The organism is Clostridiales bacterium (assembly GCA_015243575.1).
In the GTDB taxonomy this organism is placed as follows: Bacteria; Bacillota; Clostridia; order Peptostreptococcales; family Anaerovoracaceae; genus Anoxybacterium; species Anoxybacterium hadale.
On the sequence record CP042469.1, the window covers coordinates 213,926 to 240,290 of the forward strand.

Consider the following 26,365-nt stretch of genomic DNA (forward strand, 5'->3'; position numbering starts at 1 on the left):
TGATGAATGTTGTCTGTCTGCTTCCTAAGCGATATGCTTTATGCAGGTTGATTGATTCGAAAAGATGATGGCGAATACCGGCTTGTTATTCCTTCGAAAATTCTGCCGCTAAAGATCAAGGAGCGTGCGCTGATAGTTGAAAATTTGCTCCAGCGGAAGAAGTGCTGCGCCCAGAAGGGAGGCGTTCTCCTTAACACCGGAAGCGAGGATGCGGATGGTTTCATATCCGTAAAAGTTATTCTTCAATTCGAGCTTGGCAATGCCGACTTCAATGAGACGATCCATATACGCACCAAGATCTCCGCCGATAATGATAAAGGACGGATCGACGCTGAGCAAAATGACATCCAGCCCTGCAAAAAGATGTCTTACATATTCTTCAATAATCTTTTCCACAGAGGGAATGCCTGACTCATAATCTTGGAAAAGTTGCCGGAGGTATTCGGTCTCGCTCATATTTTCTGGCTTGCTTTTCAAAAGAGCGCGCTTCGAGGCGAACAATTCCCAGCATCCGTAACGACCGCAGCTGCAGCGGATTTTCTCGTCGGATACTTTCAGGTGTCCAAATTCCCCGGCACGTTTATTTCTGCCTCTGAAGAGAAATCGGTCGATGAGGATCCCTGATCCGATTCCTTCCGCGATAGAGACATAGACAAAATTGCTTAAATTACTGCCCTTTCCCATGAGATATTCGGCATAGGCGGCTGCATTGGCTTCGTTATCAGGGTAGACCTTCAGTCCCAGCTCCTGTTGAAATTCTTTCAGAGAATTGTTTTTGATATTTAGATTTGGGATGTAATCCAGGATGAGATTGTCAGTATCCACGAGGCCCGGAAAGGCCATTCCCACACCCAGAATTTTGTCTTTTTCAATCTGATTTCTGTCCATCATTGTAAAAATCTGTTCCCTGATCTGACTGAGGGAAGGCTGGAGCCCCGATTCTATGGAATAAGGGAATTGAGCAGAATCAACTGCATCACCCACCAGATTGATCAGCATCACAGAGACATATGAAGGTGATATGCTGACGCCAAAGGAATACCGGACGTTGGGCAAAAGCTTGATAATGACAGGCTTTCTGCCGCCACTGGAGTCGGCGGTGCCGAAGGTAGCCACGAAGCCTTCTTCTGTCAACGTCTGAATATACGTATTGATTGTCGTATGGCTTACTTGAAGATGCTTCCCAAGTTCCGCCTTTGTGGTCTCGTGATGTGTCCTGAGGTATTGAAGAATCCTGATATAATTGACCTCACGAATCTGTTCGTGGGTGTAGGTTTTATTCTTTAACATTTGTACACTCCTTTGATCTTGTTGGTTCTGCGGATTCATTATATAAAGAATCGGTGCTCTGTACAAGAAAATTCTGAAAGATACTTTCAAAAGTTTTGCCGAGGAATCAGTAAAAAAAGCTATAAGCTATCGTCAAAGAATGGAACTGTGTGTTCCTGGAGACAAAAGCCGGGAAGTAAATTTTTTATAGGAGAATACATTTGTTTTAAAGTGTCATCGGATTGTGTTATAATGTTTGCGTCGATTGATTTTTCCGCACAAATTCGTCTTACAGTCACAGAGAAATCATAGATATAACTGATTTTAATTGTATTAGGTGAGCAGCATGAACGAAAGAGAATCCATTATTTTTCTGCGAGGAATCGACAGAACTGCAGAAATAAAGAGCATTAAGAATCTGGGAACGTCTTATAGAGTCTCCTTTCATCATTCCGAAGAAGCGGTGAATTTTCATCCCAACGAATTCAGAGCAGAAGTCGTTGTCAGCTATATGGATCAGTGTGATGGGGTACTTGTCCTGGTGGATGGGCGAGTTGCTGAAGCCTCAAGGCTCTACCAAAGCCAGAATTATTGCAAGGTCATCAACGGTGAAACGCGAAGCCTGTTTCCTCTTCGACAGGTTAAATTGATCCCGTGCAAAATAAGAATCAAAAACTTGAAAGCGAAGCTAATCTATCTCGCTGGTTTTCCAGTGAGAGATGTGGAAGCGCTCTATGATTTCGGTGAGCATTACCGAATCGTTCATAAGGACGGAACAAGATTATTGTGCCCAGCCGCACTGATTCACATTGATGTAAAGCGTCCACTGACCGATGAACTGAATTATCTCGCGAAGGTTGCATCCATTCAAGACGACGGCAAGTCCGGTAATCCCGCCAATTTACTGAGAAAACAATATGAGCAATTGAACTATATTAATTCGGATAGCGTACTGAATTCATACCTGAAACAGATGGCACCGACCCAGATGAAAAATAATCCGGTGCTCATCTATCCATTTTCCTTTGACTTAAGCCTGAAACAGGCTGTAGAAAAGGTCTTTGAAAGCAAAATCAGCATGATCGAGAGTCCTCCCGGAACAGCAAAAGAAGAAGCCATACTGAATACGATTGTAAATGCAGTCATGCAGAATAAAACGATAGCCGTAGTATCAAACAGCATTCTCGGTTTGAAAAGTCTGCAAGAGCGTTTGCATGAAGAAAACTACTCTTTCTTTACCGCTATTGTGGGAAACGATACTTTCTTTTATAATCAGCCCGGCTATCCCGCAGATCTTTCTGAATGGAAGCGAACAGAAGCAGAACGCAAAAAACTGCTCGCGGAGATCAATCAGTATCGTAAAGAAGCGGTAAGACTGCTTGAAATACAGCAAGAAAAGGCAATTTTAATGAAAGAGCTTGCAGATCTGACAAAAGAGAAGGAATATTTTGATCATTATCTTGAAACAAATAATCTGAACAACGATGCTGAAAGCTTTGGTTTTCTTAATAAGATGTCCAGTGACGATCTGATTTCGTTTCTTGCAGACAATGCGATGCAGTTATCAAGAGGCAAAACCTTGAGTTTTATTTCAAAGCTAAAACTATTGATAAAATTTGGCTTTTCAGATTTCAGCGCACTGAATGAAAAGAATTTTGAGGTCATGCTCCATCTCCAGAGAATGTATTATGATGCTAAAATTGAACTACTAAAGAAGAATACTTACCGTTTGGAAAAAAAGCTTTTGACTAAGGATTTTAGCCGTAAAGTTGTAAGTGCTTCTGAGAAATCCAAAATACTGTTTCAAGCAGAATTATACGAACGCTATCAGGAACGGATGGATATTCGACCTGCGTTTGATAAAGATACATATGACCAAGATTTTTTTTCCTTTATAAAAGAATACCCAGTTGTTTTTTGTTCTCCTGATTCTTTGAGAGGCTGTATTCCGCAGGACTATCTCTTTGATTATATCATTTTGGATGACGCTTCGCAGATTGACCTTGCCTCGGCATCACTGGCGCTTTCCTGCAGCCGTAATGCAGTAGTGGTCGGAGATGTTCGTCAACAACCTCTTGTTATTGACGCGAACTATCGTGCAAGGATCGAGGAGGTGCTGCATCAATATGCGGTCAGTGATGAATTTAATTATAACAGGCACAGCATCTTATCATCGATGGACAAGCTCTTTCGAAGATCCATTGCAAGGACGGTCTTGCGGGAACATTACCGCTGCCAGCCTCAAATCATTGGATTTTGCAATCAGAAATATTACAATGGGAGCCTGGTTGCGATCTCAGAAGAGGATGGCGAAGTCCAGCCGCTGATTTTGCTCAATACGATCTCTGCAAAACACGTAAGGATGATTCCGAAGGAAATTGAAGAGAATGATCAGGTGCGCACAATGGAGGCAATCACGGAAGATTTGCTAATCAGGGGAAGTCTTCCCCAGGATCGCATTGATCTGATTGGATATGAGACACCATTTCGAAAGCGCAGTCTGAAAAGTGGGGGTAAGTATGGTGGAATGCATGAATCTGATATCACATCTAAATATCAGGTGCAGGAGAAGGATATCATGATTTTTTCCGCTGTCCTTGATTTGCCAAGGCAGGTGGGAGATTCGGGGTGGGATTTTGTAGATGATCCTCGTCAGATCAATGTTACGGTATCGAAAGCAAAACATCAACTTGTAGTAGTGACAACAGATTCGTTCAAAAAAAACCAAGGCTCGAGTGTAGGTGATTTGATCCGGTATGCTGAATACCAAACAGTGGCAGAGAATCTTATTAGCAATGAACTGATTCCCGTTTTTGATTTGGTATACCGGGAGTATACAAAAAGCTTGATGCTCCTGAAATCAAAGATGAAGTATACCGTACGGTATAGAGCAGCGTTTCTGATGAACGGCATCATTGAAATGATGCTGAGGGAGCAGCAGTTTGGAAGCTTCTCCTACGCCCACGGGGTACCGCTGCGAATCCTGATCAGGAATTGGGATAAGCTCACCGAAGAAGAACGAGCCTATGCCCAAAATCCCAGTACCTGTGTTGATTTTGTCATTTATAACCGTTATGATAAACTTCCGATACTGGCTGTAGAGATTGGCGGCATATCTTACCGCGGAAAGAAGGCTCTTCATTTGATCAGAGATGATATGAAAGAACGCATTCTGGAAAAATATCAAATCGATTTACTTTGGACCTCGATCAATGAAGGCTGGGAAGGGGATATCCTGAGAAATAAACTGGAAGAGCTTCTGACGGTCGCTGAAGATCAGACGGAGTTCGAAACCTAGCGGTTTGTGATTTGATAACGCGTTTTATAGAAAAATTCTATTGTGATTCATCCTTAATTTTCTTTCCTATTTTTTGTTGACTCATATTGCTAATACTGATATAATACTAATACAGTTAGCAATTTAATTCGGAAGGAGCTGCGGTAATGGACTATAGGGAATTGGCCATGGAATTGATGAAGACGATGTTTGTGATGAATAAAGCAAGACCGCACAAGGAGATTACCGAAGCCATGCATGGTGAATCGTTTGTAATGCGGTATTTAGCCCATCAAAACGACTACGTATTACCCAGCGAAATCAGCAAGATTATGGGAATCAGTTCGGCTAGAGTTGCTGCAGCCTTGAACAGTCTTGAGAAAAAGGGACTGATTACGCGGCAGATTGATCCGGAAGACAGAAGACGGATTCTGATAACTCTGACTACTGAGGGAAGAGCTTCTGGAATTGAACAGCAGCAGGAAGTATTGGAGAAATTTGCAGGAATGCTTTCTCATCTGGGAGAGCATGATGCGAGAGAATACGTTCGGATCGCCGGGCGTCTTGCGGAATATGCGTCTAAGGAATCACACCACGAGTAACAGCAAGCATAACACAGCAGCAAACATAACGCAAATAGCAACAAACATAACACAAACAGTATTCAGTGAATAAAGAAAAGAAATAGCAGCGAAACTAAAAGCGGTCATATCGTATGGCCGCATATAAAGAATAAATAGCTAATACTATTAGAAACTAATGAAGTTCGAATTGAATGCCATTAAATAATAGACTACATTATGATGAAAATGGAACGATGCTAAAAATCGATAGCTGGTAATAAAAATTGCTAGAAGTATCTCATGACCAGAACAAAATTGTGTCAAAAGCGGTGAAATAAAAACGGAGGATATGATATGTTAAAAATTTTGAAACGCCTGAACCGGCAGGAATGGCTTCAGGCAGGGATTAGTTTATTTTTTATAGTTGCCCAGGTTTGGCTCGACTTGAAATTGCCGGACTATATGGCTGAAATTACGAGGCTGACCCAAACCCCGGGCAGTGATATGGCTGATATCTGGATTGCAGGAGGATTTATGGTTTTATGTGCTCTGGGAAGCTTTGCAGCAGCAGTTGTCGTCGGGTACTTCGCATCCCGCATTGCCGCATCATTTTCCATGAGACTGCGGAGCCTCCTTTTTAATCGAGTGGATTCCTTTTCCATGGAGGAAATTAGCAGATTCTCCACTGCCAGTTTGATCACTCGTTCCACAAACGATGTGACGCAGATACAGGTCCTGATCACTATGGGTCTTCAGATGCTTGTCAAGGCGCCGATTATGGCGGTTTGGGCAGTGACAAAGATTTCGGGAAAAGGCCTGGAGTGGACGGCTGCCACAGGAATTACTGTGCTCATTCTGGTTGTAATGATTGGGATTCTCATGGCGCTGGTTCTGCCGAAATTCAAAAAAATGCAAATTCTTACCGATAACCTGAATCGTGTAACCATGGAAAACTTATCGGGATTGCGTGTTGTCAGGGCATATAATGCCGAGGGGTATCAGGAAGACAAATTTGAAGAGGCCAACGATGATCTGACGTCAGCCCAGCTTTATACCAGCAGGGGGATGGCCATTATGCTTCCGGTGATGTTTATGCTGATGAGCGGATTGACTCTCGCGGTCTACTGGATTGGTGCCTACCTGATTAACGGAGCGGGAATTATGGATAAGCTTACGATATTCTCCAACATGGTCGTATTCTCCGCTTATGCAATGCAGATTATCATGTCCTTTATGATGGTTGTCATGCTCTTTGTGCTGCTTCCAAGGGCGGCAGTGTCCGCAACTCGTATCAACGAAGTCCTTGATACGCAGCCGTCCATGAAAGAAGGGACACTTACCATGGGAATCCCGGAGGCGGAAGGGCAGATTACTTTCAAAAATGTCAGTTTTCGATATCCGGGGGCAGAAGATGATGTACTGCATGATATCAGCTTTTCTGTAAATAAGGGAGAAACAGTGGCATTCATCGGCTCCACGGGCAGCGGAAAAAGCACACTGATTAATCTCGTCCCTCGATTTATCGATGCAACTGAAGGCGAGGTTCTAGTAGGCGGAGTCAATGTGAAGGAGTATGCCCAGGAGGCACTAAATAATAAAATCGGATATGTACCGCAGAAAGCAGTGATGTTTAAAGGTACTGTCAGTACCAATGTAGCCTTTGGCGACAGTGGACGGGGCGAGATGTCGGAGTGGGAAGCCAGAGGCAATGACCGGGGCGAGGCGTCCGAATCGGAAATAAGAAGGGCAGTACGAATTGCTCAAGGTTCCGATTTTGTTGAACAAATGGAAGGCGGATATGAGGCAGAGATCGCTCAGGGCGGTTCCAACGTATCCGGAGGTCAGAAGCAGCGCCTGGCCATTGCAAGGGCAGTTTGCCGCAATCCGGAAATCTTCATTTTTGACGATAGTTTTTCTGCGCTGGACTATAAGACCGATCGTATGCTGCGCTTGGAATTGAAGCGGGAGACCGCAGGGGCGACAAGCATGATTGTGGCGCAGCGAATCGGAACCATTCTTGATGCTGATCAGATTATCGTATTGGAAGAAGGACGGATCGTAGGAAAGGGAACCCATCGGGAACTGCTGAGCTCCTGTGAAGTATACCGGGAAATTGCGATGTCACAGCTGAGTGAGGAGGAATTGGCAATATGAGCGAGAGAAAAGAAACCAGACCTGCGGGTGGTCCAATGGGAGGACCGAGAGGGATGAACGGCCCCGTTGAAAAACCAAAGAACTTTAAGTCTACCATGATAAAATTGATGCGATACTGTAAAAGCTGGCTTCCTGTCATCGCAGTGGCATTAATTGCAGCCATTGCAGGAACCATCTTTCAAATCGTCGGTCCGGATCAACTAAAGGATCTGACCAACGTGATCGGCGAGGGACTGCCGGTGCTGGTAAATGGCGTACCCGTTGCCGGAAACATTGATCTTGCTCGGGTGTCGTCCATTGCATGGATCCTTGTATTTCTGTATGTGGGATCCATGATCTTGAACTTTCTACAGGGCTATATCATGGCTACGGCCACACAAAAAATATCTCGGAAAATGCGTTCGGATATTTCTCAGAAAATTAACCGTCTCCCTTTGAAATATTTTGATAAAACAAGCCATGGAGATATTTTGAGCCGTGTGACCAATGACGTGGATGTCATCGGTCAGACGCTGAACCAGAGCGTTGGAACGCTGATTACTTCTGTAACCATGTTCGGGGGCTCTCTGATCATGATGTTCTATAGTAACTGGATCTTAGCACTTACCGCAGTGGGATCCAGTGCCATCGGTATCGTACTGATGATCCTGATCATGGGGAAATCTCAGAAATATTTTACGGCGCAGCAGAGAGAGCTGGGAAGCATCAACGGTCATATTGAGGAAATCTACACAGGCCATAATGTGGTGAAGGTATATAACGGAAGCCGAGGCGCAAAGAAGACATTTGAAGAAATCAATGGAAAGCTCTATCAAAGTGCCTGGAAATCTCAGTTTTTATCTGGACTGATGATGCCGCTCATGGGATTTGTAGGAAATTTTGGTTATGTCGCAGTCTGCGTTGTAGGTGCGATTCTGGCCGTAAATGGTGTCATTTCATTTGGTATCATTGTTGCTTTTATGCTCTATATCCGGCTGTTTACCCAGCCTTTGTCACAGGTTGCACAGGCGCTGAACAATCTGCAAAGAACTGCAGCCGCAGGTGAGCGTGTCTTTGAGTTCTTGGGTGAGGAGGAGCTGAGTGAAGAAATAGGAAAAAAGAAAGGGTTGGAATTCATTCGGGGCGATGTGGAATTTAAAAATGTAAAATTTGGCTATGTGCCTGAAAAAACCATTATCCATAATTTTTCCACTAAAATCAAGGCGGGAGAGAAGGTTGCCATCGTGGGACCAACCGGCGCAGGTAAAACGACCATTGTGAACCTTCTTATGCGTTTTTACGATCTGGATTCCGGTGAAATCCTTTTGGACGGAGTGCCTATCAGTCAGGTTCCCAGGGAGAATGTCCATGAACAGTTCAGTATGGTTCTGCAGGACACTTGGCTCTTCGAAGGCACCATTCGGGAGAATATTGTTTATAGCAAGGAGGGCGTTACAGCAGAGGAAGTGGCCGCAGCCTGCAAGACCGTGGGGCTCCATCACTTTATCAAAACATTGCCGGATGGTTATGATACCGTTCTGAACGACAAAGCGAGTTTGTCCGAGGGACAAAAGCAACTGATTACCATTGCCAGGGCAATGATTCAAAGCGCGCCGCTGCTCATTCTGGATGAAGCCACCAGCTCAGTAGATACCAGAACGGAACGAATGGTTCAGAAAGCAATGGATCAACTGACAAAGGGAAGAACCTCATTCGTCATTGCCCATAGACTTTCTACCATAAAAAATGCCGATCTGATTTTGGTCATGAAGGAAGGCGATATCATTGAAAGTGGAACCCATAAGGAGCTCCTTGAGAAGGGTGGCTTTTACGCAGAACTCTACAACAGTCAGTTTGAGGCGGCAGTATCATAGCTTACAGTGCCCTGGAATTTTGGGATGGAACCATAAAAACACAGCAGTCTGAGTGTTGGGCTTCAAGTTGTAAAATAAATCAGCAGCCGGACAATTGTTCCTGCTGCTGGTTTTCACTTCCGAATAAGTGTTAAAAGGCATTCCCTTTTAGCTGCTTGTTTTAGGTGCGATCCCTTGAAGGTCTTTCGCTTAAAGCGAAATCTTTTCATAACGGTTACCATACGTTGACATGCGTTATGTGTAGGAATCGCAATTTCTGATATTCATAATTTTCAATGGGATTATAGTCGACGTCATATGTATGGGCTGCCACAAGTACATTTGCAGGGGAAGGATCTTCTCCCACCTCTACAATGACGGGGTCATGACCGAAAGACCATCCGTTGAAGGAAATCTGAACCAGATCACCGGGAACCACCTCGGAGATATCCACCTCTTCTGCCACGGGACCGACGCTGGTATTTCTGGTCAGGAATCGATAGAGAAATTCCACTCCGGTCCACGCTGGAGCCCGGTTGTTTAAGCTGTAATAGTACCAGCCAAAAGTCGGCGTAGGATTCATAACTCCTGAGCCGGCGAAGAGGCATTGGGAGGCAAAGTTCGTACAATCACCGCCAAGCTCCTCAAAATTATAGTACCTGGGATTCCGTCCGTAAGCCCATTGATGAGCGTAGGCTACTGCTTTTGCCCGGTCATACTCTTTTTTTCGCATCTGCTGCACCTCCTTTCAGTGCAGTTTATGACAAAGCTGGCTGAGGTGTGCAGTATTGACGGAGGTGTGTAATATCGATACAAAGATTTCTGGTACACCGTATTCTGACCAGGTATTTAGAAAACGTGTACTAGCGTTTGATTCCAAATAAAAAACGTGTAAAAGTTATTCTTCTGCAAATTTCATACATAAGAAAGGTTAAAGCATATGAGATCAGTACAATACTGAAGTATTGCAAGAATACTCCGGGAAGCTGCTGCACGATAAAATAACCTGTTACTACAACAATGGTTTGATGGAAAAAATAAAATGGGAAGGCTGCGGGCGCAAAATATTTTGTAAATCTACTATTAAATTCGAGATGATATTTACCCAATCCAATGATTGCTAAGATGCCAATCCAGCTTAGAATTCTCTGTTCCACGTCCCAGACAAAGCCGCTTGAAAGCTGCGCTTGATATAAACTGCAACGAATCATAATTAGTAACAACCATGAAATGCCAAGTTGTATTCGATATTTTACCAATCTGTTCTGTACCTCTTCCATGCCCAAAACAAAGTACCCTAATAAAAAGCATGCGGCAAACTCGCCGATACTCTTTCCGCCTATGTCAAGGATTGGGACACAGAGTAAAATAACAAGGAACATGGGCAGTATCTTTATCATATTCATCTCAGTAGAATTTCGCTTATGCTCCTTCTTGTTATACCAACTCATCAACGGCAATGATATCATAGAGATGATAAACAGAAATAAAATAAACCAGGTATGCGCCGGTGTAAAATGACCATCATACCCGCTCCAATCTGTTAACGAAAAAAAGATGGAAAAATGATCAAAATAGCTTCCCGGATAATTATGAAAAAACTTGTCTGCCAAATAGGTTTGTACCGGAACCAAAAGAACAATTGCAGACACCATCGGAATCAGCAATTTCTGAAATCGCTCTTTTGCATATTGACGAGGGGTCCTTTTCTTTAATGCATAAACTGTGGACATTCCAGCCAATACAAACAATACCGACATCCACCACGGATAAACTCCAATGATGAATAATGTAGCCAACGTATTATTCTGACTATGTATATACCAGCTCTCTCCAAAATTATTGAATATCATTGCGGTGTGGTACGGAATCAATAATAAAATACAGAAAATACGGATGTTATCAATATAATACTTTCTCATAATGTTTCCTCCATCTATCACAAATTTTCTACAAGCTCACGAACATAAGAACACATAAATGTTTCCCTGTCCCAAGTGATCTTTTCTGCAATTTCATTCCAAAATGCAGGATGCGTCAATGAAGACAATAATGAAATGACTTTGATTTTAATGGATTCTTCATTACAATTGGGATTACATTTTCCTACAAGATGGGTAAAAGCCTGAAACTGGAGTTCTATTCTTTCTTTTGTCTTCACATCGATCTCATAATTTTGATACATTATCTGCTCAGATCGAAGGATACCTGTTGAATTCATTTGCTTTTTCATAAAGCGCTGACAAAAGCTCTTTGCCTCCTCCTTACTCATATCCTCTTTCTCAATGATTTCCTTACATAACAATGTGATATCTTGCCAATACTTTTCCATCATGAGCGAAAACAAACCAGCTTTCCCCCCGAAATAGTAGCTTATTGCAGCTACATTTACATTTGCCTGTTTTGCAATTTCTCGTACCGAAATTGAATTCATATCTTTCTTTTCCAGTAACAAAAAAGTTGCATCGATAATGATTTCCTGCATATTTTCTTCCATAATCTCACATCCCTCAACTCGCAATACTTCAGTTAAAACAATTGTTTAAAACGCACGTTTAATAATATCCCTTAAAATGAATATTGTCAATGACTTTTCACCTATTGGAAAGACTGCTGCCCGATTTGTATGGTATACTGAATTGGAAAAACGGGAGGAACAGTAATCCAATCCAAAATGATGTTAGGAGGATCACAATGTGTGACGTTACTATTTTAGATATTGAATTTCAATTCGCAGAGCGTAAGGATGTCATCCATCCGGTGGTTTTAAAAGATTCTGAATTTATGGTTTTGATCGATTGCGGGTATACCGGATTTCTTCCTGAGCTGGAACGTGCCATGGAAAAGAAAGGTCTTCAATGTGCAGATTTGACCCACGTGGTGATTACACATCAGGATCATGATCACATGGGGGCCTTGGCAGCATTGAAACAAAAATATCCTGGAATCATGGTGGCAGCAAGTGAAGAAGAGGCGCCTTATGTCTCGGGGCAAAGGAAGTCACTTCGGCTGGAACAGGCGGAGGCAATGCAGCCTCATCTTCCCGAGGATCAGAAACAGTTCGGGCTTGTATTTACTAATATTCTTAGAAATGTTCAGCCAGCAGAGGTAGATATGCTTGTAAGAGACGGAGATCATCTTCCGTGGTGCGGAGGATGTACGGTAATCGGAACACCGGGTCATACTCCCGGACACATCTCACTCTTTGCAAACCGAAAAGAGATTCTGATTGCAGGCGATGCTGCAGCCCTTGAGAACGGCGAGCTGGTCATTGCAAATCCCCAATTCACTTTAAATATTGAGGAAGCAAATCGCTCTCTTAAAAAAATAAAAGCTTACGGTGCAAAACAAATCATCTGTTATCATGGCGGCATCTATAAGCTAGATGTACAGGAATGATCAAAGGGATTGAGAAACAAATGGATCATCAGTCAGGGATGTAACCTCTTTAAGAAAAATAAACAGGACAGACTGCTGTCATATTTGTATGGTATACTGAATCGATAAGAATCAGATAGGAGGATCTTCTATGCGCGAATGCTCATGGCCGGGAAACAATGAATTAATGAAACAATATCATGACAGGGAATGGTGCAAGCCGAGTCATGACGATGGATATATCTTTGAAATGCTGAATTTAGAAGGGGCCCAGGCAGGATTGTCATGGAGCACCATCATCAATAAACGGGAAGCGTACAAAAAAGCGTTCCGCAATTTTGATGTTGATTACTGCGCCAATTTAACCGATGAAGAACTGGATCAAATTAAGGATGGATTTCCAATTATAAAAAATCGTATGAAAATCAGGGCAGTTAGAAATAATGCGGTTGCGTTTCAAAAAATCCAAAAGGAATTCGGAAGCTTTTCTGCTTTTTTATGGAGCTATGTGGACGGAAAACCTGTGATTAACCGCTGGGACAGCGAGGGGCAAATGCCCGCTCAGTCGCCCTTATCAGAACAACTCAGTAAAGATATGAAAAAAAGGGGCTTTCAATTTGTAGGCCCCGTGATCGTCTATTCTTTCCTGCAGGCGGTGGGCCTTGTGGATGATCACATTGCAGAATGTCCTTATCATACGGATCATAGATAGCAACATCTGTGAGTTACAGGGCAGGGGTTTTTTGCTTATACTGGAAACCCCTGATTCTGAATTAACGCAGCGCTGTCTGAACCTTAAGCACCCGCATGGGACAGGCCGATACACAGGCCGGATCTTGATCCTGATCACGCAGATCCCTGCAGAAATCACATTTCCCTGCCTTGCCAAGTGCCGATAGAAACGCAATGGCATGATGGGGGCAGGCTCGTTCACATCTCCTGCATCCGGTGCAGCTTTCATAATGAAGCACAACAATCCCGTTCTCGGGATTTTTTGTTATCGCGCATGAAGGACATGCCGCCAGACAATCGGGATTATCGCAGTGCTTGCAGGTGTCAGAACTCCAGTAGGTATACACATCGGGAAGGATGGTTTCTCCAACTTTTCTGTAACTGCCCCCCTCGTATTCGGTCACCCTTCGAAAGAACTCTCCCGGATTTAAATTGTTTTTATCCTTGCAGGCAATCTGACAGGTTGCGCAGCCGGTGCAATATTTCTCGTTAAAATCAATGGTCAATTGCATGCTCATCGTTTTCCTCCCTTTCAATTTGAACCAGACAGGTATGGGACGGATTTCCAAAGGCCAAAGGCGTTGGTTGATATTTTGTCAGTGTATTGACACAGCCTCGTGTATCGGTTCCGTTTTCATCGGGCGTCCACCATGCTCCTTGCGGAATGGATACGACGCCGGGCATAACCCGGACGGTGACCTTCGCCGCAAGGCTTACGATACCCCGTGAATTGAAAACCCTCACCCGGTCGCCGCTGAGGATCGACCTTGCTTCGGCATCCTTCGTATTGATCCAAACCGCATGGGGTTCCACTTCTTCCATGAGTTCTGAATTATCAAAGGTAGAGTGAACTCTGCGCTTCGTATGGTGACCGATGCACTGAAGCGGATATTCTTGGGTCAGTTCGTCCTCCGGACCTTCCCAGGCCGAGAGATACTTTGGAACCGCAGGAATATCGCTCTGTTGTTTTTCCCAGAGAGCTTTGGAAAAGACTTCGATCTTGCCGGAAGGTGTGGGAAACGGATTGTTCTCAGGATCTGAAATCTGAGCTTCAAAGGCAATGCAAGGCTTTGCATGTTCCCATCGATAGATTCCCTGCTGTTTGAACGTCTCGTAATCTGGAAAACCCGGGTTCTTTTCCGCTGTCTTATCGACCAGATATCGGTGCCAGTCAGAAAGCGTCCTGCCCTCAGTGAACGGTTCCCGCAGGCCGAGCTTCCCGGCCAGATCACTGATCCAATCATATCCGTTGCGGCATTCCCCCAGAGGTTTAACCGCCTGATTCATAAAAAGAACGAAATCATCCGGGTCCCAGGGTTTGATGATATCATCCCGCTCATACATACTGTCAGAAGGAAGAAGAATATCGGCAAACCTTGTACTGGGTGTGATGAAGTGATCGCTGGCTGCGATAAAGCGGACGAGCTCCTCGTCCTCCAGTATTTTTTTCGTGCTGTTGATATCGGAATGCTGATTGATCAGGCAGTTGCCTCCCAGATTCAGCAAGAGTTTAATATTGGATTTGAGTCCGTCTGCACCCCGTACGCTGTCCTCCGGACCCATCTCTTTTCCGCGCAGGATGGCGTCGGGCCAGCAGAACATGGATATCTGCGCAGGATTGGGATTGATCGAAGGTATGGAGGCTACAAAAGGATCCCGTGCTGCGTAGCCGCTGCCGGAAGCCCAGCCGCCGCTGATTCCTATATTGCTGGTCATGGCAGCCAGAACCGTACCTCCCCGGACGATCTGCTCTCCGTAAGCATGGCGCTGGGGGCCAAGTCCCTGAATCAGAGCGCCAGGTTTCACCGTAGCGTATTCCCGCGCAAGGGCCGTGATGGTTTCAGCAGGGATTCCTGTGATGGCTTCTGCCCAGATCGGCGTCTTGGGAATCCCATCGGGGCCTAGTCCAAGGACATAGCTTTTATAAGAATTTCCGTAAGGGATTCCCTCCGGCATGTGTTCTTCATCGAAACCAAGGCAGTAACGATCGAGAAACGACTGGTCCTGAAGGTTTTCTTTTACCATCACATAGGCCATCGCGTCAAACAGCGCATTGTCTGTGGTTGGACGGATTGGAATCCACTGGTCGGCAAGCGTCGCTGCAGTTGCGGAATACATGGGATCAATGCAGATAATCTTCGTTCCGGATTCGCGAAGCTTCCTTAAATAATATGCAGTGTTGGTGCCGCTGATCATTTCAGCGGGATTCCAGCCCACAAGAATCACGAGTTTGGAATTTAATATATCTTCTCTGCTGTTGCCCGTTGCGGTGGTTCCGTAGGTGTAGGGGGTTGCTGCCTGGGTACAGGCAGAGCTGTAAGAGCCATAGTAGGACAGGTAGCCGCCAAAGAGCCCAAGCAATCGGCGCATCCATGTACGTTCGCTGATCAGTCCCGGATTTCCGGTGGCATAGGGCAAATAGATCCCATCCGGGCCGAACTCATTCCGAACAGCGATGAGATTCTCTGCGATGGTATTTAACGCTTCCTCCCAGGTGATCCGTTGGAATTTTCCTTCGCCTCGTTTTCCAATTCTCTTCAGTGGATATTGGATTCGATCCGGATGATACATATGGGAACGGTAAGCGCGGCAGCGAAGGCAGCCCCTTAGCTGGAGCGCCTTTTCCTCAGGAATATCATCCTCTGTTGAAATTCGGACGATCGTATTCCCTTTGACATGGAGCTTCAGAACACATCTGCCTCCGCAGTTCAGTGCGCCGGAGGAGCGTACTACCCGTTCTTCTTGATCTCCCTCTGACAAGTATTCTATTTTCATGTCTTTGCTCTTTCTAATTTTCATACATTGCCTCTCTAGTTTTTTCTGTATTCTCTCGGTGTGGTTTTGAAGTACCGTTTGAACATCAGCGTGAAGTAACTGGGGTTTTCAAAGCCGCAGGAACGGGCGATATCGGTGATGCTGTCTGTACTGTTTCGTAGGAGCATAGAAGCCCCCTGCATCACTCGATATTTCAGAAGGTATTGCATCGGCGAAACCTGAATCACTCTCTGAAAACACCGGAGGCATTCCCGTTCCCCTATATTTACGGAGGCTGCAATATCAGGCAATACGATGTTTTCTGCATAATGCTCGTGTATGAATGCCAGCATTTTTCTGATTCGAAGCTGATCCTGATCCGGCTTTGTGTGATGATCTCCCGGTTCGGGCAGAAATTGGCGGTACATGATGAAACAGATACGGGAAAGGCTCTCCCGCACTTCAAATTCATAACCGATCATTTCTTCTTTCATTGAATCAAAGATATGAATCAAATATTCGTTGATGTCGCGCATCCACTGCTGACCTGGACGAAAGAGGCAGCAATCGAGAGACTGCAGCTGCCGAAGCGGAGTAACGTATTTCTGTGAAAAGACAGACGTTTCATCACCCATCAATTCGGGATGAAACACAAGGGAGAGCTTCTCGCAAAGATCCTCTGAAGTGCCGGTGTGCAGTACTTTTGCGTTGATAAAGACGGACTCACCTGAAGAAACGATCAGGGATTTTCCCGGTACCTGGAGCTTCAGTGTTCCTTTGATAATATAGATGAACTCCATTTCGTCGTGCCAGTGCCACGGAAATTCGTCGTATAAAACATCTGCATAGTCTGAAAAATAAGCAGCACATGGAAAATCCAGCGTTCCATGAGGCTTTAGCTCCCGGCGATCTCGGTTTAAATTCAATCCGCATTGCTGCAATGGCATTGGTCTTCTCCTTGTGTCGGTTTTCTTATATTATAAGTCCAAAATCATATTGTAACAAGGCGAAAAAGGCGGTAATCTTTAAATATCGGATTAAGACGTGTCTGAAAATCCATTGCACCCCTCTGAACGCTCCGATTTGTGGGATACCGTGTGTTACAAATTTGAGCATGTAGTGCCACTACATGCTCAAATTTGCGCCTTGTCTACCGCAAATCGTGGGCGCTCAGACCGGCACAAGCAACTTTTGGGCACGCCCTGGGAAGCGCGAATCAGCGATTCCCGGAGGAACAGCAGGAGGTATTACGTGATTCAATTATTGCTTGTGATCATATATCTGTCTTTCATCAGCCTGGGTTTGCCCGATGCACTGCTGGGGTCTGCCTGGCCGAGTATGCATCAGGAACTTTCAGTACCTGTTTCCTATGCTGGTGTTATTTCACTAATCATCGCCGTAGGCACCATTGTGTCCAGCTTGCTTTGCGCCCGCTTGGTACGGAAACTGGGAACGGGAAAGCTGACTACCATCAGTGTTGGAATGACCGCAATTGCTCTGATGGGCTTTGCTCTGTCGCATAATATATGGTTGATATTTCTTTGGGCGGTTCCCTACGGTCTCGGAGCCGGTTCTGTTGATGCAGCTTTGAACCATTTTGTTGCAGCACATTACAAGGCAAAGCATATGAGCTGGCTGCACAGTTTTTGGGGTGTCGGAGCAACCCTGGGACCCTATATCATGGGAGCCTGTCTGACAAATCAACTGGGATGGCATTATGGCTACGGGATTGTTTCCATCATTCAGATTGTACTGACTGCAGCACTGATATTTTCTCTCCCGTTATGGAAGCGTGCGGGTGAAGTGCAGGAATTAGAGCAGCAAAATACCTCCATGATCAGTATTGGAAGGCTGCTTTCCGTTCCGAGAGTCAAACATATCTTGATTGCCTTTTTCTGTTACTGTTCTTTGGAACTGACAGCTGGGCTTTGGGGAAGCAGCTATATGGTGATGCAGAAGGGATTTCCCACCGAACTTGCTGCATCCACTATCGCCTTATTTTATCTTGGCATAACCGGAGGAAGGTTTCTGAGCGGTTTCCTAACAATGCGTTTCAGCAACAAGACCATGATACGCCTTGGTCAAGGCATCGGATTGATTGGGATTGTCCTTCTTTGGTTCGCGGTTCATTATCTGACCGTTTGTACTGGCTTTATCCTCATTGGAATGGGGTGTGCACCGATTTACCCCAGCTTGCTTCACCAGACGCCGGACCGCTTTGGAAAAGAACTGTCTCAATCTATGATGGGGCTGCAGATGGCCTGCGCTTATGTGGGAAATACGGTTTCACCGCTTCTATGCGGATTTCTCATCGGCAACATCAGCAGCGTTCTATACCCATTGATACTGCTGGTATATCTTGTTGCCATGATGATCATGGTGGAATTTTGCAATCGGAAGGAAGCTCAATTACTCCACTAAATTGTTGTTAATATCGTTGGTACACAAATATTTGAAAGTAAAAAAGTGAAGGATTTTGATTACAAATCCTTCACTTTTTCATTCAGCATATCCCAACCGATGCGATCCAGCATGGTGCTGAACCGTTCGCCTTTATTTCCGTATTGGTCAAACAATTGCAACGCAGCCTCAATGATCTGAAACAGTTTCTCTTTTGAGTGAATTACCGGAAGAAGCTGCCTGCCGATGACGATGCGGTTGCCATATAATCCGCCGAAATAGAGGACGAATCCGCTCTCTCCCTGCCAGGAACTCCGAGGACATTTCTTAAGGCATCTTCCACAACTCAAGCAGTTTTCCTTTCGGAAGGAAAGCTGCCTATTAGGCTGATCCACAAGAATCGCGTCTGCAGGGCAAAGCTTCTGGCATAGACCGCAGTAAGTGCAGTTTTCGCCGGTCCATGCAGGGACCATAGCTCCTTTGATACCAATATCATTTTCTTCGGCCTTCAGGCAGTTGTTTCGGCATCCGGTGATGCCCAGTTTGAACTTATGGGGAACCGGTCTTCCTCCAAACCGTTCATCCAGCTCTCTGGCGAGGAGGGCTGTGTCGATGAGTCCGCTTTGACAGACCCCATTGCCTTGACAGGCAGTAATCGTTCGGACTTTGGGACCGGTTGAGGCCGGTTCCATCTTTTCCTGAGCGAGAAATTCAAGTACGGCATCGATCTCATCCTCTTTGATGAAAGGCACTTCTATGCTTTGCCTTGCGGTAAGATGCACGGCGCCGTTTCCATATTTTTTTGCCAGTTTATAAACACTGTTCAGTTGTTTCGCTGTGACCTGGCCTCCCACGATTTTAATTCGCAGCGAGTAACGCTGGTCTTGAATCTGTTTTAAAAAGCCTCTGCTTTTCAGCTCTTTTTCATCCATTGCCATATTGTTTCTCTTTTCATTTTTATTTTTCAGGACAGACATAAGATGATCCCTTGTGTGAAATATATCACGATCGATGACACTTAATGTTTGCATCACCTGAAACGTTCCTATGAAAACCATATTCTCAGGTCATTATATAATGGGTTCTTTTTATGGTCAAGTGCGTTAAAGTTTACGAATCTATGATTTACAGTTCTTCTGACAGAATCTGATAAATGGGTGCCCCTTCGCATTGAGAGGGGATTCGGGTACCAAGGAGAACCGACATAGTAGGTGTTACATCTACCTGACGAATCACTCGTTCTGTTACATAATTTGTTTTGATGCCCTGTCCGGCAGCAATGAACACCGGTGCTGCAGAGGTATTATAATATCCTTCAGCGGTGGTTAGCCCGTCACCGTGGAGCCGGTTGAAACCCTCCTCGATGGTGAAGAAGATATCGCCGCATTCTGGTCCGTTGGTGCCAAGGAGGATCGCATCTTTATTTCTCAGTGCAATTCCCACAACTCGTTTTCCAGTGGATTGATCCCTGTATTGGTATAAATCCGATATGATCTGTTCTTCCAGAGCATATTTGTCCTGCGGATCTACGATGCCGTAGGGATCCCTGCCTTGCAGATTGATATAGATATAGTTGCTTCGGATCTGAACCGCACGGGTTTTCTCCCAGTCCACTTCGTCCATAGAATTGCCCTCGCCATCTTTCTTCAGTACGGTATAGCCCAATTCCTCCATAACACCGGTATTCAACCCGCCGTATTCCCCCAAAATGGGAGGGACATTTTCACCGACCAGCAGCCCGTGATCAGAGACGATGAGGATGGTGAAACCTTCGTCAAGATAATGCAGGAAGCGGCCCAGGTATTTGTCTGTCTGCAGATAGAAGCGTTCCATCAATGCCTGATAAACCGTTTCGTCGGTATGGCTCCATGGCGTCAGCGTCTTTCCAAGATGCCAGATCTGATGACCTGCGCAATCGATATTATGCAAATGGCTGAGCACCACACTGTAGCCTTCTGTATCAATCAGGTGTTCCAGACAGTCTGCCTGCCACTGGCAGTAGCTGTCCCAGGAGGGTTCAAATACCTGATCAACCAGCTCGGAATCCTCGCCTCCGATGAGGCTGACCGGAGGAATATGACCTACTTCTTTCAGGATTTTATCATGAACCGATGAAGGATGCCACAGCATGTTATTGGTTGTATCAAGGGCATTGCTGATCCAGAGGCGAAGATCTGTACCATCGGGGCTGAGCTCCAGGATCTTGTAAGATCTGCAGCATGGCTTGGTAATCCCCTTTTTTGTTGCATTATCAACTTTGGTGATTATTTCACCAACAGGAATGACGGCAAAGGGAGAGGCAGCTGATTTGGAATGATAAAGGGAAACCACTCCATAGTTTCCGGAATCATCTTTTGTTATCAAACCATATCGGGATACCGTTCCCGCAGAAATCAGGAAGGAAAATTCCAGTGCCTCTTCTGGGGCCGCTGTCCAATCCGATGCCGGTTTGATGGGAGAAAAAACCTTGTCATAAGCAACCTTGGCACCGATCATCATTTCTGTATCGTCCAGATCCTTTACATAGGTTCTGATCTCACCGCCTTTTCTTGCGGCATCCCCCCACCAAAGCTCCATCATTTCATCATCGGCATCCTGAGCAAAGCCGTAATTGGAACCCTCTTCGGCGCTGCTGCGATGACCGCGCTCATTGGATGACAATACCTCATGGATATCAGTGATGTTGCAGCCGACACCGGCAGCTTTCTGTGTATGGGGAATAAAGCTTAGGCCATCTGTATTTTTTGATGCATAGATGATTTTCTCCCAATCCATCTGCGCAACGCCCATATTGACAGACCCTGGCTGAGTGCCGTCAACAACATGGAGCAGCGGATTTTGAGATGTGGGCGGCCAGGACGAGCCCGGCCAATGCCAGACCAGCGTTTTCATGTCTGCCTCTGTGGTGATATTCCAAATCGGTTCCGCCTTGCAGTTACGGGAATCCATATTGTAGACGACTGCATCCAAACTGTCCGGTGATTGTCTCCAATAGCATGTGATGCCGTGTGTGCCTGGATAAGCGCCGGTGGCCAGCGTGGTCCAGCAGGGCGGGGTGATTGTGGGATGCGCGCCAAGCATATCCAGACCTGTTCTGGCAGAACCCCGTTCAAGGTATTTTTTTATATTCGGCAGCTTGCCTTCATCGACCATTCTTCTTGCAGTAACAGGGTCCATGCCGTCAATACCGAGAACGATCAGTTTTTTTGTTCTTTTCGTGCGATTCATAATTACCTCCTTTATTCCATTGATACCATAGTAAATGTTTTTATCATATATGAATAGGGGGAAAACAAGAATACCGGGTATCGAAAATAGCGATATACAAGGAAAATTCATTGAAAGAAGGATTACGAACAATTGAGAGGGTCAGGAGGCATGTGAAACAGGAGGTAGAAACAGCAGGAGATAAAAACACAGGAGATAAAAACCACTTGACGAAAGAAAGGAAAATCGTTATAGTAACCTTAAATATTAAATCATACTATATATATATGAATACCTGATAAATATAGTGCTATTACAAATTCTTATAAAAAATCAACCGTAGAGAGGTGAAAAATTGTGAAATTCGAGCAATTATACCTATTTAAAGAAGCTGCCAAATATCATTCCATCTCTGTAGCAGCTGAAAAAAACTTCATGTCCCAGTCCTCCATCAGCTATTCCATTATCAATTTGGAAAAAGAGCTGGGCATTGAGCTATTGCGAAGGACCAATGCCGGTGTGACACCAACGCAAATCGGGGAGCTGGTGCTTCAGAAGACAGAGGATATCCTGAAGGCGGTTGACGAGATCAATGAGATGTCAAAAGATCAGCGCAACGCAGGTGAGGTGAATATTAGCTGTATCCCTTGTATCTGCGACTGGATTATCCCCATCACACTACAAAAATTAAGTGAAACCTCTGCAGAGATTTTGCTTTCTGTCACCACAGGAGAAAGCAGCCAGGTGGCACACAATGTTTCCGCAGGTATTTCTAAATTCGGCATTCTGATCAATTATGGGGAGCTTGAGCGGAATACAGACCTTCGCTATACGCCATTGTTTCAGGACGAATATGTGCTTTATGTGGGAGCGAAGTCGCCCTACTGGGAGAAGGAAAGCATTACATACAGCGAGCTTCTGAAGGAGCCATATATCGCTTATCGGGATGAATTTAGAAAATACAACGGCGGTCTGACCAATATGATCGGAACGGATCAGCTGCCGAACATTGTCTTTCGCACGGACAATCTGGATTCCATCAAAAGTATGATCACCCATAATCATTATGTCGCTTTTTTCCCCAGATATATGTCGGAATATGACTTCTATGTACAAAGCGGCTGGATCAGGCGGCTGCCCATATCCGATAAGGCCCTTGGGTTTGAGGTTGGTTATGTGGAGAGCACGAAATATAAAACAAAGAAGATCGATAGAGTTGTCCTGAACCGGATCAAAGAAACCGTAGAAACCATAAACGCGTAAGTGATGAATGGTCATGAAAATATTTGATACCCCATATGGAAGAAAAGGATATTCCAATGCAATCTATTTTGAGTTAAAGTAATCACATAAAATCATATATGATTACTATGTATTAGGAGGGAACTGATATTAACGCGATTCATAAAAAATATACCGTCAGTATACTGACAGGCGTCGTGATTTTAATCTTATGGGTGCTGGTAACCTGGGACAATCGAATTTCAAGTATCATCATTCCCTCACCCGCAGCAATTTGGACCAGTTTCCTGGATCTGGTTCAAAATGGTTACAAAGGGCACACCTTATGGGAGCATTTGGGAGCCAGCTTAAGAAGGCTTTTTATCGCTTACTTTTTCGCAGTAATTACAGCGATCACCTTGGGTCTTCTCAGCGGCTATTCGGAAAAGATCAGAGCGATTTTCGAACCGATTATCGCTTTTATCAGGCCACTGCCGCCACTGGGCTATTATACCATCATCATTCTTTGGATGGGAATCGGAGATAATTCGAAGATTTTTCTGCTGTTTCTGGGAGCTTTTGCACCAATTTTCGTTTCTTGTGTGGCAGGCGTTACCAGGGTGAAGCAGGACTATATCAACAGAGCAAGAACTCTAGGGGCCAATCGGGGGCAGATCTTTCTGCATGTCATCCTCCCAGCGGCACTGCCTGATATTTTTGTAGGACTGAGAAATGCCATGAGCGTTGCCTATGCCACTTCAGTTGCAGCAGAAATGGTCGCGGCTGTGTCGGGAATCGGCTGGATGGTGCTTGATGCAAGCAAGTACCTTAGGAGTGATGTGATCTTTGTGGGAATTATCATCATGGGAATCACGGGAATTCTTCTTGATAAAATCCTGCTCTGCATTGAAACAAAAATTGTATTTTGGAAAGGTAAAAATTAAACATATGGGAGGTATTAGACAATGAAATTATCCAAAAAATTATTTATCATCGGGTTGGTTATCCTTTTGGCAGTGCAACTGTCGGGCTGCGGAGCTAAGTCTGCTGAGGGAAGTGCAGAGGGCAATCCGACGGCTTCGTCAGACGTTCAAAAGGACCCCATTACTGGGGAAATCTATCCTGATCAGATCAACATCGGGGTCATAGAAGGCGGTCCGGAGTCTGCCATCCTCATTCAGGAGAATTATTTCAGCGGGATTGGTGTGAAAGTCAACGCTGTGACCTATTCGGCAGGTACGGATATCAATAACGCCGTCGTATCCGGAGATGTGGATGTGGCATCCTTCGGATCTTCTCCCATTGCCCTTGGCATCGCCAGCGGGATTGACTACAAGGTCGTCTTTGCGCCCTACGTCCAGGGAGGAAATATCGAAGCTTTGGTGGTAAAGAATGATCTGGGGATCCGTTCGGTTGCTGATTTAAAGGGTAAGACCATTGCGGCGCCCTTTGGTACGACATCTCATTATGCTTTGCTGAACGCACTTGAGCTTGCGGGTCTTGGCCCAAATGATGCAACCCTGCTGGATATGGGAGGTCAGGATATCGTTGCCGCATGGACCAGAGGAGATATTGATGCAGCCTATATTTGGAGTCCGGCTCTGGACGAATGCAGCAAGAGCGGCAGCATCATTACAAATGATGGTGAGCTGGCAGCGCAGGGCGTTTTGATTCCGGAAATTGCAGTGGCCAGTACCGCATTTTCTGAGAAATATCCCACTTTGGTGAGTCAGTATGTTAAGGCACTACTGGATGTTTATGGCCTCGTAAAAGGGGATTCGGAGAAGGCAACACAAGCTGTGGCTGATTGGGAAGGGATTTCCGTAGAAAATGCGAAAGGTCAGGTTGACGACAATATCTGGGTGTCCGGGGAGGAGCAGCTGAGCGCTGACTATCTGGGAACCGCGGAGAAAAAGGGAAAACTGGCTGTCACACTGAAAACCATTGCGGACTTTCATCAATCCCAGGGAAATATCAGCAAAGCACCAGAAAGCAAGACCTTTGAGGATGCCATCGATCCAAGCTTTGTAGAACTTGCCTTGCAAATAAAATAGTGTGCCTCATAGCAGGGAGGACGCCAGTGCCTTGGTAAGCGAAAACCGAAATTGAGGTTTGTTAAGATACTAGTCTTAAAGGAGAAGGTAGAGGGGGCCAATGACAGATAAAACAATGACAGATGGATTCGTGAAAAATTTTTTCGAGACGGCTAATGAGCTGATTTCTATGGATTCTTTAACCCTTGCGTATGACAAAGGGGGAGATGCAGCGCCGGCCATCGATAAGATTAATTTAAATATTTATCGCGGAGAGTTCGTATGCGTGATGGGCCCCAGCGGCTGCGGGAAGAGTACTCTGCTGAATATTTTGGCCGGTTTCCTTTCTCCCACAGGAGGAACGGTCAAACTAAACCAAAAGGAGATCAAGGGTATCGACGCCCATCGAGGTGTTGTGTTTCAGCATCCGCCCCTCTATGAATGGTATTCGGTACGGAAAAATATCGCCTTTGGACCTATGATGCAAAAGGTACCGAAGAAAAAAATTGCGGAGGAGGTGGAGACCTATCTGGCAAAAGTGGGGCTGACCGATTTTGCTGAGAAAAAGGTGTATGAACTGTCGGGAGGAATGAAGCAGAGAGCGGCCATCGCCAGCGCTTTGATCAATAATCCAGACATTCTGCTAATGGATGAACCCTTTGGCGCATTGGATGCATTGACAAGAGAACAAATGCAGGATCTCATCCGAAAAATATGGTGGAACACGGGAAAAACCATTTTCTTTATTACCCATGATGTGGACGAAGCCCTGCTTCTTGGAACAAGAATCCTGGTCATGTCCAGAAGACCGGGTAAAATTATCGCCGATTTTCCTGCACATTTTACGAAGGAATTCATTGAGGAAAACTCCGACGACGCCAGATATACGGAAGCCTTCCATCAAAAAAGAAAATATATCTTAGGACTAATCAATGAACAATGATCCTGGAATGAACCGCTTTGGGGGATGATATCCTGAAGCGGTTTTCTAATGGAATTTTAATCTTCTTTTCTTTCTGGATTAAGAATGATCCGATATACTGACTGCATAGATTTGGTAAAAGGTCGCAAAATGGGAGGTTGGAATGAGGAAGAAGAGGAAATTGATTTATATTCTGCTGGCAGCGGTACTGCTGATCGGTTTGGGATACGGGGCGAGAAATGGACTTGATGTAATGTATTATAAAAAGGCTGTGGAGGAGCTGTCCATTGAATCCATCGATTTGAGCAGAGTGAAAGATGGAACCTATACGGGAAGCTGTGACGCCAGACTGGTTGCGGCTACGGTGAAGGTTACCGTGGTAGGAGGCAAAATTACGGATATCAAGCTGATGAAACATAAAAATGACCGGGGAAAGGCCGGCGAGGCGGTTGTGGATGAGATCCTGAAACAACAAAAACCGGATGTTGATGCAATTTCGGGTGCGACAAACAGCAGCAGGATCATTATGAAAGCGGTAGAAAACGCTCTGGAAAAGGGCGTTACCGGTGTATGACAGGAAAATTTGCGATGTTTCATCCGGAATATGGTATACTAATTTCAAA

20 protein-coding genes and 1 pseudogene are annotated in these 26,365 nt (G+C 45.1%); 12 read left to right on the forward strand and 9 right to left on the reverse strand.

Translation table 11 applies throughout. The annotated features are described in order from the left end of the window. Positions 1 to 108: 108 nt before the first annotated feature. Positions 109 to 1,329 (reverse strand): ROK family transcriptional regulator, encoded by a 1,221-nt coding sequence (locus FRZ06_00855; GenBank protein QOX62003.1) that lies wholly within the window; start codon positions 1,327 to 1,329, stop codon positions 109 to 111. Between the two features lie 286 nt (positions 1,330 to 1,615). Between FRZ06_00855 and FRZ06_00860 the strand changes: the two genes are divergently transcribed. From FRZ06_00860 to FRZ06_00875, 4 genes are all read left to right on the forward strand, one after another. Next, on the forward strand, positions 1,616 to 4,567 hold the full coding sequence (locus tag FRZ06_00860) for a hypothetical protein (GenBank protein QOX62004.1): 2,952 nt from the start codon (positions 1,616 to 1,618) through the stop codon (positions 4,565 to 4,567). Positions 4,568 to 4,713: 146 nt separating this feature from the next. Further along, positions 4,714 to 5,148 (forward strand): MarR family transcriptional regulator, encoded by a 435-nt coding sequence (locus tag FRZ06_00865; protein QOX62005.1) that lies wholly within the window; start codon positions 4,714 to 4,716, stop codon positions 5,146 to 5,148. A gap of 315 nt (positions 5,149 to 5,463) precedes the next feature. Then, positions 5,464 to 7,263 carry an ABC transporter ATP-binding protein gene (locus FRZ06_00870; GenBank protein QOX62006.1) on the forward strand — a complete coding sequence of 600 codons (1,800 nt, stop codon included), beginning with the start codon at positions 5,464 to 5,466 and terminating at the stop codon, positions 7,261 to 7,263. Continuing rightward, positions 7,260 to 9,116, forward strand: a complete 1,857-nt coding sequence (locus FRZ06_00875; protein ID QOX62007.1) for an ABC transporter ATP-binding protein — start codon at positions 7,260 to 7,262, stop codon at positions 9,114 to 9,116. The genes FRZ06_00870 and FRZ06_00875 overlap by 4 nt, the downstream gene beginning before the upstream one ends. Before the next feature lie 214 nt (positions 9,117 to 9,330). Here the strand turns inward: FRZ06_00875 and FRZ06_00880 are convergent, their stop codons facing one another. From FRZ06_00880 to FRZ06_00890, 3 genes and pseudogenes are all read right to left on the reverse strand, one after another. Further along, a complete protein-coding gene (locus FRZ06_00880) occupies positions 9,331 to 9,828 on the reverse strand; it encodes an amidase domain-containing protein (protein QOX62008.1) in 498 nt (165 codons plus the stop codon). A 130-nt stretch (positions 9,829 to 9,958) separates the two neighbouring features. Further along, on the reverse strand, positions 9,959 to 11,017 hold the full coding sequence (locus tag FRZ06_00885; GenBank protein QOX62009.1) for an acyltransferase family protein: 1,059 nt from the start codon (positions 11,015 to 11,017) through the stop codon (positions 9,959 to 9,961). Between the two features lie 422 nt (positions 11,018 to 11,439). Beyond that, positions 11,440 to 11,592: pseudogene (locus FRZ06_00890) on the reverse strand (helix-turn-helix transcriptional regulator). 197 nt (positions 11,593 to 11,789) lie between these two features. Here FRZ06_00890 and FRZ06_00895 point away from each other — a divergent pair. Together FRZ06_00895 and FRZ06_00900 are read left to right on the forward strand one after the other, a co-directional pair. Beyond that, a complete protein-coding gene (locus FRZ06_00895; protein QOX62010.1) occupies positions 11,790 to 12,494 on the forward strand; it encodes an MBL fold metallo-hydrolase in 705 nt (234 codons plus the stop codon). 130 nt (positions 12,495 to 12,624) lie between these two features. Then, the gene (locus FRZ06_00900) at positions 12,625 to 13,185 is read left to right on the forward strand and encodes a DNA-3-methyladenine glycosylase I (protein ID QOX62011.1); all 561 of its coding nucleotides are present in this window, start codon (positions 12,625 to 12,627) and stop codon (positions 13,183 to 13,185) included. Between the two features lie 61 nt (positions 13,186 to 13,246). Here the strand turns inward: FRZ06_00900 and FRZ06_00905 are convergent, their stop codons facing one another. From FRZ06_00905 to FRZ06_00915, 3 genes are read right to left on the reverse strand one after another with little or no spacing between them, the layout of a single operon-like run. Beyond that, positions 13,247 to 13,723 carry a 4Fe-4S dicluster domain-containing protein gene (locus tag FRZ06_00905; GenBank protein QOX62012.1) on the reverse strand — a complete coding sequence of 159 codons (477 nt, stop codon included), beginning with the start codon at positions 13,721 to 13,723 and terminating at the stop codon, positions 13,247 to 13,249. Further along, positions 13,701 to 15,980, reverse strand: coding sequence for a molybdopterin-dependent oxidoreductase (locus FRZ06_00910; protein ID QOX65781.1), 2,280 nt, complete (start codon positions 15,978 to 15,980; stop codon positions 13,701 to 13,703). Before FRZ06_00910 ends, FRZ06_00905 begins: the two co-directional genes overlap by 23 nt. A 35-nt stretch (positions 15,981 to 16,015) precedes the next feature. After that, entirely contained in the window at positions 16,016 to 16,906 is an 891-nt protein-coding gene (locus FRZ06_00915) for a helix-turn-helix domain-containing protein (protein QOX62013.1), read from the reverse strand. A 304-nt stretch (positions 16,907 to 17,210) separates the two neighbouring features. Between FRZ06_00915 and FRZ06_00920 the strand changes: the two genes are divergently transcribed. Then, complete coding sequence (locus tag FRZ06_00920) at positions 17,211 to 18,380, forward strand: MFS transporter (protein QOX62014.1); 1,170 nt, start codon at positions 17,211 to 17,213, stop codon at positions 18,378 to 18,380. A 59-nt stretch (positions 18,381 to 18,439) separates the two neighbouring features. On the opposite strand, the gene FRZ06_00925 is transcribed toward FRZ06_00920, so the two are convergent. Together FRZ06_00925 and FRZ06_00930 are read right to left on the reverse strand one after the other, a co-directional pair. Continuing rightward, entirely contained in the window at positions 18,440 to 19,297 is an 858-nt protein-coding gene (locus FRZ06_00925) for a 4Fe-4S dicluster domain-containing protein (GenBank protein ID QOX65782.1), read from the reverse strand. Between the two features lie 187 nt (positions 19,298 to 19,484). Continuing rightward, entirely contained in the window at positions 19,485 to 21,587 is a 2,103-nt protein-coding gene (locus FRZ06_00930; protein QOX62015.1) for a nucleotide pyrophosphatase, read from the reverse strand. A 336-nt stretch (positions 21,588 to 21,923) separates the two neighbouring features. Between FRZ06_00930 and FRZ06_00935 the strand changes: the two genes are divergently transcribed. From FRZ06_00935 to FRZ06_00955, 5 genes are all read left to right on the forward strand, one after another. Further along, a complete protein-coding gene (locus FRZ06_00935) occupies positions 21,924 to 22,829 on the forward strand; it encodes a LysR family transcriptional regulator (protein ID QOX62016.1) in 906 nt (301 codons plus the stop codon). Between the two features lie 128 nt (positions 22,830 to 22,957). Continuing rightward, positions 22,958 to 23,731: an ABC transporter permease gene (locus FRZ06_00940; GenBank protein ID QOX62017.1), complete on the forward strand. Its 774-nt coding sequence runs from the start codon at positions 22,958 to 22,960 to the stop codon at positions 23,729 to 23,731. A gap of 21 nt (positions 23,732 to 23,752) precedes the next feature. Further along, on the forward strand, positions 23,753 to 24,841 hold the full coding sequence (locus FRZ06_00945; protein QOX62018.1) for a PhnD/SsuA/transferrin family substrate-binding protein: 1,089 nt from the start codon (positions 23,753 to 23,755) through the stop codon (positions 24,839 to 24,841). Between the two features lie 115 nt (positions 24,842 to 24,956). Further along, positions 24,957 to 25,763: an ABC transporter ATP-binding protein gene (locus FRZ06_00950; GenBank protein ID QOX65783.1), complete on the forward strand. Its 807-nt coding sequence runs from the start codon at positions 24,957 to 24,959 to the stop codon at positions 25,761 to 25,763. Between the two features lie 142 nt (positions 25,764 to 25,905). After that, positions 25,906 to 26,316 (forward strand): FMN-binding protein, encoded by a 411-nt coding sequence (locus FRZ06_00955; protein ID QOX62019.1) that lies wholly within the window; start codon positions 25,906 to 25,908, stop codon positions 26,314 to 26,316. The last annotated feature ends 49 nt before the right edge of the window (positions 26,317 to 26,365 follow it).